This is a genomic window from Nonomuraea sp. NPDC048881, from assembly GCF_040649795.1.
Taxonomy (GTDB): domain Bacteria; phylum Actinomycetota; class Actinomycetes; order Streptosporangiales; family Streptosporangiaceae; genus Nonomuraea.
Window position 1 is genome coordinate 57,443 of the sequence record NZ_JBEZGC010000005.1, and the last position, 13,375, is coordinate 70,817.

At 67.2% G+C, this 13,375-nt stretch carries 14 protein-coding genes and 2 pseudogenes; 11 read left to right on the forward strand and 5 right to left on the reverse strand.

Features of this window, described 5'->3' with window-relative positions:
* The first annotated feature begins 234 nt into the window (after window positions 1-234).
* Together AB0C33_RS18745 and AB0C33_RS18750 are read left to right on the forward strand one after the other, a co-directional pair.
* Complete coding sequence (locus AB0C33_RS18745; protein WP_358289241.1) at window positions 235-606, forward strand: hypothetical protein; 372 nt, start codon at window positions 235-237, stop codon at window positions 604-606.
* Window positions 607-919: 313 nt separating this feature from the next.
* Window positions 920-1,861, forward strand: a complete 942-nt coding sequence (locus AB0C33_RS18750; protein WP_358289243.1) for a D-2-hydroxyacid dehydrogenase family protein — start codon at window positions 920-922, stop codon at window positions 1,859-1,861.
* A gap of 16 nt (window positions 1,862-1,877) precedes the next feature.
* Here the strand turns inward: AB0C33_RS18750 and AB0C33_RS18755 are convergent, their stop codons facing one another.
* Window positions 1,878-2,447 (reverse strand): CGNR zinc finger domain-containing protein, encoded by a 570-nt coding sequence (locus AB0C33_RS18755; RefSeq protein WP_352355400.1) that lies wholly within the window; start codon window positions 2,445-2,447, stop codon window positions 1,878-1,880.
* Window positions 2,448-2,518: 71 nt separating this feature from the next.
* Between AB0C33_RS18755 and AB0C33_RS18760 the strand changes: the two genes are divergently transcribed.
* Genes AB0C33_RS18760 through AB0C33_RS18770 form a run of 3 tightly spaced genes read left to right on the forward strand, consistent with a single transcriptional unit; the run spans window position 2,519 to window position 4,838 of the window.
* Window positions 2,519-3,268: a class I SAM-dependent methyltransferase gene (locus AB0C33_RS18760; RefSeq protein WP_358289247.1), complete on the forward strand. Its 750-nt coding sequence runs from the start codon at window positions 2,519-2,521 to the stop codon at window positions 3,266-3,268.
* Between the two features lie 54 nt (window positions 3,269-3,322).
* The gene (locus tag AB0C33_RS18765) at window positions 3,323-4,093 is read left to right on the forward strand and encodes an arylamine N-acetyltransferase (RefSeq protein WP_358289250.1); all 771 of its coding nucleotides are present in this window, start codon (window positions 3,323-3,325) and stop codon (window positions 4,091-4,093) included.
* Between the two features lie 40 nt (window positions 4,094-4,133).
* A complete protein-coding gene (locus AB0C33_RS18770; protein ID WP_358289253.1) occupies window positions 4,134-4,838 on the forward strand; it encodes a class I SAM-dependent methyltransferase in 705 nt (234 codons plus the stop codon).
* 15 nt (window positions 4,839-4,853) lie between these two features.
* On the opposite strand, the gene AB0C33_RS18775 is transcribed toward AB0C33_RS18770, so the two are convergent.
* Window positions 4,854-5,297 carry a hypothetical protein gene (locus tag AB0C33_RS18775; RefSeq protein ID WP_358289256.1) on the reverse strand — a complete coding sequence of 148 codons (444 nt, stop codon included), beginning with the start codon at window positions 5,295-5,297 and terminating at the stop codon, window positions 4,854-4,856.
* 406 nt (window positions 5,298-5,703) lie between these two features.
* On the opposite strand from AB0C33_RS18775, the gene AB0C33_RS18780 reads away from it, so the two are divergent.
* Window positions 5,704-6,375, forward strand: coding sequence for a hypothetical protein (locus AB0C33_RS18780; RefSeq protein ID WP_358289258.1), 672 nt, complete (start codon window positions 5,704-5,706; stop codon window positions 6,373-6,375).
* 52 nt (window positions 6,376-6,427) lie between these two features.
* On the opposite strand, the pseudogene AB0C33_RS18785 reads toward AB0C33_RS18780, so the two are convergent.
* Window positions 6,428-6,652: pseudogene (locus AB0C33_RS18785) on the reverse strand (Imm8 family immunity protein); the annotation flags it as partial.
* A 621-nt stretch (window positions 6,653-7,273) separates the two neighbouring features.
* Between AB0C33_RS18785 and AB0C33_RS18790 the strand changes: the two are divergent.
* From AB0C33_RS18790 to AB0C33_RS18810, 5 genes are all read left to right on the forward strand, one after another.
* Window positions 7,274-7,468: a hypothetical protein gene (locus AB0C33_RS18790; RefSeq protein WP_358289261.1), complete on the forward strand. Its 195-nt coding sequence runs from the start codon at window positions 7,274-7,276 to the stop codon at window positions 7,466-7,468.
* A gap of 536 nt (window positions 7,469-8,004) precedes the next feature.
* A complete protein-coding gene (locus AB0C33_RS18795) occupies window positions 8,005-8,565 on the forward strand; it encodes a DUF6461 domain-containing protein (protein ID WP_358289263.1) in 561 nt (186 codons plus the stop codon).
* 124 nt (window positions 8,566-8,689) lie between these two features.
* Window positions 8,690-9,712: a hypothetical protein gene (locus AB0C33_RS18800; protein WP_358289266.1), complete on the forward strand. Its 1,023-nt coding sequence runs from the start codon at window positions 8,690-8,692 to the stop codon at window positions 9,710-9,712.
* Window positions 9,713-10,352: 640 nt separating this feature from the next.
* Window positions 10,353-11,807 carry a S1 family peptidase gene (locus tag AB0C33_RS18805; RefSeq protein WP_358289269.1) on the forward strand — a complete coding sequence of 485 codons (1,455 nt, stop codon included), beginning with the start codon at window positions 10,353-10,355 and terminating at the stop codon, window positions 11,805-11,807.
* Window positions 11,786-12,241: a hypothetical protein gene (locus AB0C33_RS18810; RefSeq protein WP_358290776.1), complete on the forward strand. Its 456-nt coding sequence runs from the start codon at window positions 11,786-11,788 to the stop codon at window positions 12,239-12,241. Before AB0C33_RS18805 ends, AB0C33_RS18810 begins: the two co-directional genes overlap by 22 nt.
* Before the next feature lie 5 nt (window positions 12,242-12,246).
* Here AB0C33_RS18810 and AB0C33_RS18815 read toward each other — a convergent pair.
* Window positions 12,247-12,450: pseudogene (locus AB0C33_RS18815) on the reverse strand (IS5/IS1182 family transposase); the annotation flags it as partial.
* An 81-nt stretch (window positions 12,451-12,531) separates the two neighbouring features.
* On the reverse strand, window positions 12,532-12,846 hold the full coding sequence (locus tag AB0C33_RS18820) for a hypothetical protein (RefSeq protein WP_358289272.1): 315 nt from the start codon (window positions 12,844-12,846) through the stop codon (window positions 12,532-12,534).
* Window positions 12,847-13,375 lie beyond the last annotated feature (529 nt).

Consider the following 13,375-nt stretch of genomic DNA (forward strand, 5'->3'; position numbering starts at 1 on the left):
TCACCTATTTGCCGACCCCGGCGATTCGTTGCATTCTTCGGATAGACCCCACAGATGGCTCTAATCAGGACATTCACCAGGGACCGAATGAGTTTCAGGGGAAAATCCTCGACCTGTCAGAGGAAGAAAACTCTCCGTCGGGATCAGGGACGTACTCCGTGGGCGTCTCAGGTCATCCTCCGGCGGGGTACACACGTCTACAGTTAGGCAACCTTGACCGGGGAGGTGGCGGTAATGGCATCGAATCTTCGCTGGCATCGGGCGGGCGGCACGGGTATGGGCAAGGCCGAGTTCGCTCGTTCATCGGCGCGCCTGACGGAGCTCTTCCAGTGCTCGGCGATGCTGCGACGTACGCGGCTGCGGGCCGAGGAGATCGTCGACGAGGCCCGCGCGCTGCTGGCCGAGGCCGAGGCCGAGGAGTTCGCCGACCCCGACCGCATCGAACGTCTGCGCGGCCAGCTGGAGGAGGCCCGGGCTTCCTACTCCAAGGTGCTGACCGCATATGTCACGATCTGCCGCAGGATCAACCAGGAGCGGCAGGAGATTCTGGCGATGCAGATGGACATCGAGTTGAACCGCGATTCCGGCCTGTCGGGAGTCGCTTGACGATTTGTCCGGGACAATTCCCGGAACCCTCGACGGAATGACTCCCTCTCCCTCCGGTCCGCGCCTCCCCTGAGAACGTTTCAGATAGATGTGAACCTATGTGACACCTGAGACGTCTTTTGTTCAGGGAGGCCCACCATGCGCGTCCTTGACGGTCTGGCGTCGCCGGACCTGGAGGAGCTCAACCTGGAGCTGATCCTGGTCGCGGCGCTGCACGAAGAGGCGGAAAGGCTAGCCGCCGAATGAACGGGCTCCAGCTCCCCGGCCCCGCCGGGGAGCTGGAGCAGGGGGCCGCGGCGTAGGATCACGGATCATGCTGCGCTGCGCCGTCCTCGACGACTACCAGGGCGTGGCCCTCGGGCTGGCCGACTGGTCGCGGGTCCGGGCCACGAGCTTCCGGGCCCACTTCACCAGCCAGGACGAGCTGGTGGCGGCCCTGGCGGACTTCGAGATCGTGGTCCTCATGCGGGAACGCACTCCGTTCTGCGCGGAGCTGTTCGAGCGGCTGCCCCGGCTGCGCCTGCTGATCACCACGGGCATGCGCAACGCCTCCGTCGACCTCGACGCCGCCAGCGCCCGCGGGGTCACGGTGTGCGGCACCGGCAGCGCCTCCACCCCGCCGGCCGAGCTGACCTGGGCGCTCATCCTGGGCCTGGCCCGCCACCTGGTGCCCGAGGCGACGGCGATGCGCTCCGACGGCCCGTGGCAGAGCACCGTCGGCATGGACCTGCACGGCGGCACCCTCGGGCTGCTCGGCCTCGGCAAGATCGGGGCGCAGATGGCCCGCATCGGGCAGGCGTTCGGCATGGACGTCATCGCCTGGAGCCAGAACCTGACCGCGGCGCGCGCCGACGAGCTGGGCGTGCGGGCGGTCGCCAAGGAGGAGCTGTTCGCCGAGTCCGACGTCGTCTCCGTCCATCTCGTGCTGAGCGAGCGCACCCGCGGGCTGGTCGGCGCGCGTGAGCTGGCGTTGATGCGGCCCAGCGCCTACCTGGTCAACACCTCGCGGGCGGCCATCGTCGACCAGGCCGCGCTGGCGTCGGCGCTGCGCGAGGGGCTGATCGCGGGGGCCGGGCTCGACGTGTTCGAGACCGAGCCGCTGCCCGCCGGGCACGAGCTGCGCAGACTGCCCAACGTGCTGGCCACCCCCCATCTCGGGTACGTCACCGGCGGCAACTACGAGACCTACTTCCGCGACGCCGTGCAGGACATCGACGCGTTCCTGGCCGGCGCGCCGATCCGCGTCCTGGGCTGACCCGGCTCACCACGGCTCACTCCGCCTTCGTCCTGGCCCGGAAGGCGGCGGTCTTGACGCGGTTCTGGCAGGCCGTGGAGCAGAAGCGGCGGGTGCCGTTGCGGGAGACGTCCACGTAGACGCGGTCGCAATGGGGGGCGGTGCAGACGCCGAGCCGGTCGCTGAACTCGCTGCCGAGCACGATCGCGAGCCCGGTCGAGCAGCTCGCCGCCCAGTCGCCCGCCACCGAGCCGCCGGGGCCGTGGAAGTGCAGGTGCCACGGCTCGCCGTCGTGGCGTTCGAGCATCGGCCTGGCCCTGCTCTCCTCCAGCAGCGCGTTCGTGGCCATGGCGGCGGCGTCGACGTCGCCGTCCGCCACCGCGCGGAACACCACGCGCAGCCGGGCCGCCACCTCGGCCAGCTCGGCGGCGTCGGCCGCGCCGATCCCGCGGTGGCCGGAATAGACGCTGCCCAGCGCGCCGGAGGCGGCCGCGGCGAGGTCGTCGGGGACGGGGAACTCGCGCCCGCGCTGCTCGCCCGGGGTCAGCGCGTTGACCAGCGCCACCGCGACCCGGACGATCGCATCTGTGTGACTGTTGTAATCCACTTGACCGGTTACACCTTCGCGTTCTAAGTTGTGACTGCTCAAATCTTAGACGACAGTTACAGGGAGATCTGATGCTCACTCAGGAAGCCGCGCTGGCATGGATCGAGCGTTGGGACCGTCAGCAGGAGGGCTATCTGCCCGACCGGGAGGCCCGCTTCACCGCGCTGATCGACGCGGTCGAGGCGCTGGGCCGGCCGGACCCCGTGGTCATCGACCTGGGGTGCGGGCCGGGGTCGTTGTCCGCCCGGCTGCTCGAACGCCTGCCTGCGGCCACCGTGATCGCCGTCGACGCCGACCCGCTGCTGCTGGGGCTGGGCCGGGCCGCCTACCCGGGGCTGCGGTTCGTCTCGGCCGACCTGCGCACCGGCGGGTGGACCCAGGCGCTCGGCCTCGACCGTCCGGCCGACGCCGCCGTCAGCACCACCGCGCTGCACTGGATCTCGCCCGAGGAGCTTCAGGAGACGTACGCCGAGCTGGCCGGCGTGCTGCGCCCCGGCGGGATCCTGCTCAACGGCGACCACATGGACTCCTCCTCCCCCACCCTGGCCCGGCTGGAGCACGCCGTGCACCAGCGCGAGACCGACCGCGTCTTCGGCGACCGCCGGCCCGAGGACTGGCGCGCCTGGTGGGACGCCATCGCCGCCGACCCCGCCTTCGCCGACCTCAACCAGGAGCGCAGCACGGCCGGCGCATCCCATCACGGCTCGGAGTCCCACCTGGTCGAGCAGCACGTCGGCGCGCTGACCAAGGCCGGGTTCGGCGAGATCGGCACGTTGTGGCAGCGCGGGAACAACCGCCTGCTGTGCGCCGTGCGAAGCTGACCCGCGCCGCCATCCGGCGGGCGCAGGCGGGCGAGACGTGGTTTCCTGTAGGTCATGGACGAGTCGCAAGTCACCCGCTACCTGGACAGATTCGGAGCGTCCCGGCCGGTGCCGCCGGACGTCCACGGTCTGCGGGCCCTGCAGCTCGCGCACCTGCGGGCGGTGCCGTTCGAGAACCTGAGCATCCACCTCGGCGAGCCGATCTCCCTCGCTCCCGACGCCCTGTTCGACAAGCTCGTCACCCGCCGTCGCGGCGGCTTCTGTTACGAGCAGAACGGCCTGTTCGCCGCGCTGCTCACCGCGCTCGGCTACCGGGTGACCCTGCTCGCGGCGCGGGTGTTCGGCGGCGGCCGGCCGGGGCCGCTGTTCGACCACCTCGCGCTCCGCGTCGACCTGGACGAGCCCTGGCTGGTGGACGTCGGCTTCGGCGACTTCGCCGACGAGCCGCTGCGGATCGACGAGCGCGGCGAGCAGAAGGACGGCGCGGGGGTGTTCCAGATCGTCCCCGCTCCCGGGGAGCACGGCGATCTCGACGTGTCGCACAACGGCGAGCCCGCCTACCGGCTCACCGCGCGGCCGTACGAGCTGGCCGACTTCGTGCCGACCTGCTGGTGGCAGGCGACCTCGCCGGACTCGCACTTCACCAGGTCGCCGGTGTGCTCGATCCGCACGGCGGAGGGGCGTACCACGATCAGCGGGCGCAAGCTGATCGTCACCCGGCAGGGCGAGCGCGCCGAACGCATCCTGAACGAGAACGAGCTGCTTCCGGCGTACCGGGAGCACTTCGGCGTGACGCTCGACCGGGCCCCGGCGGCGGGAGCCTGACCCGGGGGACGTCACACCGGCTGGACTACGGTGGCCGATCATGGCCGACTACATCTCTCCCGTCTTCTACGACCTGCTCGCGGTGCACAGCCACGTACCGGGCGTGCGCGAGAAGTTGCCGTCCCTCCTGGCCGGGGTTCGCCGCAGCGTCCTGGAGGTGGGCGCCGGAACCGGCCTGATCACCACGTCCCTGGCCGAGTGGACGCCCGCCGAGATCTTCGCGCTGGAACCCTCGGCCACGATGCGGGCGATCCTGCTCTCCCGCCTGGCCGAACGGCCCGACCTGCTCGAACGGGTCACCGTGCTGCCCTGCGACGCCATGGGCCTCGCCCTCGACGAGCCGGTCGAGGCCATGCTGATGATCAACGTGTTGTACGCCCTGGAGCCCGGTTACCGCAGGCGGCTCTGGCCCGTCCTGGCCGACCGGCTGGAGCCCGGCGGGCTTCTCGTGCTCACCTGGCGCGACGGCGGTCCGCCGAAGCCGCGGCCCATGCGGCACCTGGACTCCCGGCGGGTGGGCCGCCACACGTACACGGTCTCGTCCGAGATCATCGAGTCGGACGACGAACGCGCCACGTGCCGCTACCTCTACCGGATCACCCGGGGCGACGAAGTGCTCAGCGAGGAAGAACTCGTCGGGCACGCCTACCGTCCCGCCTGGGAGGTCCTGCGGGACGAACTCGTGGGCGCGGGTTACGTCCGGGCCGCCGCCCCCGACGGCCTCCTGGCCTGGCGACGCGCCTGATCTCCCGGGTGGGCCTCAGTCGTCGCTCCAGACGTACCAGCGTCCGTCGAAGTGGCGGTAAGAACCCGGCGCGTCGATGTCGGGCTCACCGTTCGAGCTCCAGGCGAATCCGTAGCTGCCGAAGAATCCCGCGTCCTCGATCATGAACCCGACGGCTCCGCGGGAGCCTACCAGGTACTTGACGGGATAAAGCCCGATCCATCGCCGCTCCTCGGGCGGCGTCCCGTCTGACACCGTCTGCGCGAGGTGCTCAAGACTGCCCCGCGACAACTCGAACCGCACCCTGACCGGCGCACCGACGTAGACCAGTGCCCCTGCCAGAGCCGCGGCCAAGGGCGGCACGACCCAGAACCGCCAGTGACGGCGTAACTCGACCGCCCGGTCCCTCCGGAGCAGAGCGCCACCGAGCATGACAAGCCAAGGAACCCCGAACAACACCCAGCCGGCGCCGATGGCCATCAACCACATGAAATGCCAGCCGGGAACGCTGGTCGCATAAACCGTTCCCAGAGCCAGTACAACGGCAATCGCTCCCCATGCCCTGTCCCTCACACCCAAGGAATCCTCCGCACGTGACGAGAGCGGACGCGAGGGCCGCTCTTTTTCCATCCTCGAAATCACCAGTCGGCACCCGATCGTTACGAGATATCGTCCGTCCGCCCGACACCCCTCTCTTACTCTTTTCCCTGCTATATCCACGAAATGAAGGACACTGATGAAGCTTCTCTTCGCGGGCCTCGCGACCACGACCGCAGTCGTGTGCGCGGCAGCCTTGCCCGCTCAGGCCGCATCTCCGGCAACCGCGCAGGCCGCCCCCGCGGACGCGGTGAAAGCCCTGAAGGCCCAACTACTACCAGGCAAGGGCGTGAAGATCACCGAATTAAGCAGCATCACCCTCGATTTCACCGTCGACGGCCAGGCCATGCAGGTGGAGGTGAAGACCCGCACCACCGGCACGCTGGCGTTCGGAAAGGGCAAGGTGGCGGCAGCCGACCTCCGTGTCCGCATGTCGTCCCGCCAGAAGGAGTTCGAACCTCCCTACCGGGTCGTGGCCGAAGGCAGAAACGCCTACGTGACCAACCCCGGCATCGCCAAGGCGTTGCCCGCCGGCCGCTCCTGGATCGGCTCGCGGACCAGTGAGCGCGAGAACTCCATCCTCGACATGGGCGCCACCCCGGCCGACCTGAAGTTCATGCTGGATCACTCCTCCGAGGTGGCGCCCGGCGAATACCAGGGCACCTCCACCCTCGCCGCCTACCGGCACAACAAGGCAGCCGGTGAAGGCAGCGTCGAGTTCCACCTGTACTTCGACAAGAACAACCTGCTCACCCGCACAGTCGTCGACTCGACCCCGTCGTCGGACGAGGACGACTACGGTCAGATGGCCTTCCACACCGACACCAGCTTCTCGGGCTGGGGCGCCAAGGTGCAGATCACCGCACCGGCGGCCGGCAAGGTCATCAACGAGAAGAAGCTCACCCCGAAGACCCGCAGGGCCGTCATCAAGGCCGGATACCCGGAGCCCGGCCCCTTCTGACCACCTGGCACAGGGCCCGGCCCCTTCTGACCACCTGGCACAGGGCCCGGCGTCACCGGCCCGCCGCCCGCGCGCCGAGGCGGGGCTGCCGCCGCAGCCCCGCCGATCTGCTCCGCCAGGCCGGAGCCTCCAGTACGGCGATCCGTTCGCTCAGCCACTCGGTGACCTTCTCCGGACGAAGCCCGGCGACGAAGAGCCAGGGCCGGCCCATGAGAAAGGGACGCTGTTCGAGTTGCTCCGCGAGAGCCGACGGGGCGCAGACGGTGAGCTGAAATTGTTCCTCGCCCGGCTAATTGATGACCCCGCCCATGCCTGCGAACTCCTGTAAATGTATGTCGGCCCTCACGGGGGATCAGTTACCCAGCGCTCACCCGACGGTCGTTTCGGTGACATCTCCCGCGTTCATCGACGCGCCTTTCACGGCCCACGAACGGGAACTCACTTTTCGGCCCCGACGTCTGAGAAGAGGTGAGACGTTCCGCATATTCGAGGCTGCCGATTACCGCATTAGGGGCCCTGCTCACCGCCGGCACAGGCGGTTGCTCGACACATGTCTCGCAATCGGCGTCACGACCGGCTGCCCCTCCTCCGGTACCGGACTTGCCTGCGGCCGAGGACGTCTGGCCCGAGGCGTTCTTCTCGGTGCCACGCTGGTTCAGCGACACCCGCGACGTTCGTCCACTGGCGATGCTCAGCAGGCACGAGGTGCTGATGGCCGACCCGAACGAGCACCGGCCGGTCCTGGTGAACTACGACCGGCGGACCGGCAGGCACGAACTCTTGGGGACCATCCCCGAGAGCGCGGCACGCCATCACCGGATCGAGAACGTGACCGTCAGCGATTCGCAGATCGTGTGGATCGCCGCAGTCCGCCGTCCGGACCCGCACGAGCCCCGAGTTGCAACTGTGGACGATGCCGATCACCGGCGGTCACATCCGTTTCGTGGCCCTCGTCGCGCCCGACCCCGACCGGCCCGGGGGCCGGGACGGTCGGATGTACCGCCTGGAGATCGCGGGCGACCAGATCGTCTGGTGGACGACAGGGGAGGCTCCGTCCACCGCGTCCCCCTCACCGGCGGAACTCCGGCCCTGATGGGCTCCGGCCACGTCTCCACCTGGCCTTGGACGCACGACGGCAGGAACACCGTCACCAACCTCGTCACCGGCGAGAAACGCTCCGCCGAAAAGGTCGACGGCACCTCTTCCACGACAGGTTCGGGTTCTTCGATCCGCCGAAGGTCATCGGCGAGGGTTCCTCCATGTCCACAGCCCGTGTCGGGACGTTGGAGAACGGCAGCGTGATCTACGACCGCTGCGCCGACCGGTCCGCCGCGCTCCGGCCGAAAGCGGGCAAGCCTGCCAAAAGCGGGCAAGCCTGCCAAAAGCGGGCAAGCCAGGCCGAAGGTGAGTTGACCCGTTCAGGTCGGCGGTTCCCTCTCCGGCAGCCCGCTGTTGTTCTGGCGGGACGACGCCCGCAAGCGATACATGGTCATGGATCTGGCCGCCGTCCCCGGGCAGGGATGCTGACCGACGTTCGGCTCGCCTACGGACGCTTCCGCGCGACGCCCACCGCCGGCCGCCTCCCGACGACAGAGCCTTCCTGTCGGTGCCGACTGCCAGCATGACGGCATGTCCTTGCAACCCCCCGATGTCTCCTGGCTGCGCGGCGAATACGCCGAGGAGTGCTACAGCTTCATCTACGTGCGCGCCACGCCCGAACAGGTGATCGCGCGCCTCGGCGGCCGCTGGGAGGACTTCACCCCGGGCCCCTTCCTCGAAGACCCGGACCCCAGGGCCCCTGTCGGCGTCACCTCCCTCGGCGAATGGACGTTCATCTCCGAGCCCGACTGGCTCGGCACCTGCGAAGACCTGATCACCGAGCTGTCCACGGGCACCCGCCTCGTCTCCCAGGCAGCACTCGGCGTCAAGGGCCTCGACTACTTCTACTGGTGCGAGGACGGCGAGATCAGATTCGGCTGGGGCGGCGACGACGGCTTCCTGACGGAAACGCCCGCCGAACTCCTGGACACGATGGAGGAGATCGACAGGCTCTACCCGTCGCGTCCCCGGCTCTACGAAGGCCCCGCCTTCCTGCTCGTCGAGCACCTGACCGGCATCAGGACGACGGAGCACCTGCTGAAGAGCTCCACGTTCAGATGGGGCGTCCTCCCACCTGCGACCAAGTCCTGACGCCGGCACATCGAAGCCGAGTCGTCCCCATGGCGCCGCTTGTCGGTGGTCATGTGCCCACGTTTCCCCGCGAGGCGGGATGTTGTGCCACCATGATCGCCTTGTATGCGGCAAGGGAGGCTGTTTGGTCGTCTTCTCCTGTGCGTCGTGCGGCGCCGTGTTGACCGCGCGGGTGGCGCGGGTGGCGCTCCCCGACCACTCCGGCCAGAAGTACGGCCATGACCTGCTCCCCGGTCTGCTGGAGCCGGGAACATACGTCGTGGACCCTGGGGATGGCCGCGCAAGGGCTCCCTTGACGCCCGAACCGGAGGATCACGGCGTCCGGCAGATGATGTACTGCATCACGGGCCCTCCGGACAGGATCGGGATCGCGCCGGGCGACGTCCGCGGAACCGTCTTCATCCCGGACCGGTTGGGCGGCTGCTGTTGCGGCTGGGACGGCCAGTACGGCCCCAATCTGGCCTGCGCCAGGTGCGGCTGCCCGGTGGCGACCCGCGTCGACGACTGCGGGTTCTGGCAGGTGGTGTGGCTGGAACCGGACGCCGTGCGTCCCGTCGCCGTCGCCGGCCCCGTCCAACGCGTGATGGACTGGACGGAGCTGCCGAGCACGCCGCCCGTTGATCCGCTTGGTTTCTGGAGCCCCCAGTGGGAGGCCGCAATCGCGGTGGCCCTGGCACATTTGGTGGTGGTTTCGGGCGGCAGGCGGGTGTCCGTCCCTGAGGGGCTCGTCGCGGAGACGTTTCGCCGGACGATCGACAGCCTCCTCCCTCCCGGGCCGCCGGAACGACACCTCGTCCTGGCCGGCCCCGGCCTGTCCACCCCGATCACGGACCTCGCCCTGGTGCCGAAGCACCCCCAGACCGGTGAGGTATGGCCGTGCGACGCGGAAACGGTGGTGCCGCTCGCTGCGGACGTGTGGACGTACCTGGCCTTCGACGACGATCGACGGCTCATGCCCGCGGCGCGCGGGATGCCTGCCGCCGTCCGCCGCGACGACCCGCCCGCGCTGCTGCCACACACGCTGTTCCGTCCCGATGGGCGCGCATTCTTCAACGCACTGGAGCGCCTGACGGCGGTTCGGCAACCATGGCTGCGCCGCATCCACGACTCGATGAAGGACCGCCCGTACCTGGCCCCGTTCGCATAGACCTCCCCGCGTCAGCGCGGAGATCCGGTCCCGTCGACGGGGGCCTGACCAGAGCTCCGCAATCGCTTCGCCCCCCGTACGCACGGTTGTCCAGAACGTGGGTCGCGCGCCAGTTCAGAGCGGCCCGGCAGGGCTCCCGAAGGCCATCAAGACCTCACCATCGAGACCGGCTCCGACGTCCTCCTCGATCCAGTACCAGCCGTCAGTAGCACAAACCAATGCAGGACGGGTGGATCATCACCCCATGGCACGACCTCAGAGAGGCTCGGGCAGGTAAGGATAAATTCAAGGATGCGCCTTGCCGATCTCATGGGTCATGAACTCCCAGAACGGCCGATAGCGAACGACACCGGGATACCGGGTGGGTGTCCGGATGAGATCACGCCTTGAACCAGGCAGCGAAATGTCTCCTGCGAATTTGCGCCGCCTTCCAGAGCCCTGGTGCCCTCACTGAGCTGCTGCGGCGCGGCAGCAGCAGACGCGCTGGGCAAGCTCGCACCATCTAGCATTCCCCCTCTTATGGTCGCAAGCGCCAAGCATGACCGGTACTGGACACTTTGGAGTGTTGACTTGGAGGTGACCAGAAGTAAAGATCATTTGAATTGATCACTTATAGTGATCCATCTCCCAGGAGGTACGGATGAAACGCGGTTTAAGCATCGCCGCCACACTTGCAATGTCAGTGATCGGCATCCAGTCCGCTGCTGCGAATGCCGAGTCATTGGAAAGCGACCCGCTCGTCATCACGTCAGGCATTCAATCAGGCCAGCAATACCCGACCCTCGACAGACTCGCCAGAGAGGCTGAGCAGAAGGGGGTTTCGCTGAAGAGCGCACTTGACGCCTATGCATCACACGTGGTCGCCAGCAACCCGTCCGCCCAGGGCGCTATGCCGGACGGGCCGGTACCCGATCCAACGATCAAGGTGGATGGCATTCCCTTCGCCGAGCTGATCGACCTGAATCGCCTGGCCGACAGCAAGAAAATTTCCTTCAAAGAAGCGATCGATCGCTATGCATGGACTCCGAAAATCAACTCCATCGCTGCCCAACTACGCTCGGAGCTCTCCGACGATGTCGCCGATATAGCCATTGTCGATGAAGGGCGCGGCGTTCGGATCGGATTCAAGGGAGAGATTCCGAAGAGGGCCGCCGACATTGTCGGCAATCTGCCTGTCCAGGTAAAACTCTTCCCGAACCGAGGATTTTCAGAGAAGGAGCTCCAGGCGGTCAAGGATGCCGCCTACCAGCGGCTTCGCCAAACCGGCAAGGTAGCATCGGCCATCGCCAAGCACAATGCGGAGACCGGCGAGATCACCTTCGAACTATCCCTCAAGGACAAGGCGACCAACGCGACTATGCGCGCCCAGGCGGAATCCGCCCTACAGCCGCCGGCTCCCGTGAACGACCGCATCCATATCACCATCAAGGTGGTCGACAGGCCAAATATCACACTTAAGGACAAATACATTCGCGGCGGCGGCCTGCTTGATGGCTCCTCCTTCATCTGTACCAATGGATTCAACGTCATCAATTCATCGACCGGCGCCAAGGCCAGCCTGACCGCCCGGCACTGTGCTGACCTTGAGCAGTACTTCACCTATCGAAACCATCCGACCCAGGCGGACGACACCACCACACTGTCGCGCTGGTACAGATCCCAGAACTACGACATGGCCCGGTACGACAAGAGTTCAACCACGTCCATGACGCAGACGCGCACATTCTACTATGATTGGAATCTCGCGCGCTACGCTCATGACGTAGGGACGTCGCCGGTCATCGGACAGCCCGTCTGTAAATTCGGCAGGAATAGCGGGGCCTCCTGTGACAACATCACCGACACTAATGTCGACATCACCGACTGGATGGATGACGGCAAGCAGTATCGCGGCAACATCGAGACCGATGAGATAAGCGTCAAGGGTGACAGCGGCGGGCCGCTGTACTATGGAAACCGCGCCTGGGGGATCCTCTCCGCCGGCGGATGGCGATTCAGCACATGGACGGTCGACTACTGGGTGCCGACAGACCGCGTGAACGACGCGGATGGTCTCGGGACCAATTGGAGTGTATGGACGTGCCCCACCTGTTAAGGGTCGCCCTGTCCATCTTCTTCATCACCGGCTGCGCGAGTACGGGCGTTCGCGTCGAAGGGGATGATCCCTTCATCCTCGTCCATGGCTCCAGCGTGTCGATGAAGGCCGAGTTCTCCGGAGTGCTGACCTTCGACGCGAAGAGCCGCTGTCTCAGGCTGAGTCCCGCTTCCGGCACCGGGACAGAAGCGATGCCCATTTGGCCCAACGGTACTGAGCCTATTCGAGTCAAGGGGAAACGAGGGGTCACTGTGCCGGGCGTGGGAGTGATCGTGGAGGGCGACAGATTCCGAGCGGGAGGTGGCGGGTCCACCTGGCGCGCCAATCCGCCGCAAGGAGTCATCGTCCCCAAGGGCTGCTTGCCACCTGGGGCTGAAGGGACGGTATTCATCATCGGCGAGGTCGACGAGGTCCAGCCCTCGGCCACGAGGTAGACCTTCCTTAAGGCGTCGGTGACCAGCTCGCTCACCAGGGCGTTCTTGGCCTCCTCATCGTCCCAGGCGATCTCCGGCTTGCCTGGGACGATGTAGTCGTGGGCGTGGCAGTGTGCCGCAATAGGTGCGTTCGCGCCGCGAGCCTGGCGGGCTACCCGGCGGATCGCGGCAATCAGCTGGGTGATGGTGTCATGGCTGGCGACCGCATCCAGCTGGCCCCCGGCCCAGCTCCGCGCGTTCCTCGCCACCACACAAGAGCATCGCCTGTACGCCTTCTTGTACCTGGCCGCCTACACCGGCGCGCGACGCGGGAACTGCTCAACCTCCGCTGGACAGACGTCGACCTCGATATGCCGCAGATCCACATCACCGGCACCGCAGCAGTGATCGACCACCAGCGAGCCGAAGGCACCAAGAGCGGACGTTCCCGCGTGGCGTCTCTCGGCCTCGGCACGGTCAAGGTCCTCAAGGCCCACCGCGCCCGCCAGGACGAGGAACGCCCGCCTAGGCGAATCCTGGAAGGGCGGCGGCGCATACGTCTTCACCACCGGCTGGGGAGATCCGCTGTCCCTCGACACACCCAGTTCCTTGATGCCCAAGCTCATCAAGACCCACAACGAGCAGAATCCGAAGGCTCAACTCCCGCATGCCCGCCTGCACGACCTCCGCCACGTCCACGCCGCGCCCCTGCTCCTGGCCGGCGTCCCCGTCCACGTCGTGGCGGCGGTCCACGTCGTGGCGGGCCGCCTCGGCCACGCCGATCCCGCCATCACGCTCCGGGTCTACGCGCCCGTCATCACCAGCAAGCGGCGACTGCCGCAGACGTCTTCGCCGAAGCACTCAGAAGCACGGCCTTATGTCACGTACAGAGAGGGCTCTCCGTCTTCGGGAGGGCCTCTTTTCATTGTTCGATCCACTCAGCAAGGACCTCGGTGCAGATCACACGCCCATCGACATCGAGGTCCAAGTTGACCATCGCTTCATCCATCGTGACCGTCCTCGCGATCCCACCCTGAGCGATAGAACCTCGCAGGTTGACGTACGCAGCTCCGCCCTCAGGGGCGTAGGTCCATGTGCCTGAGCGCTCTTCCGAGGCCACGAGACCCCCCGTTAGCAAGAGTGTTAGCAAGATCG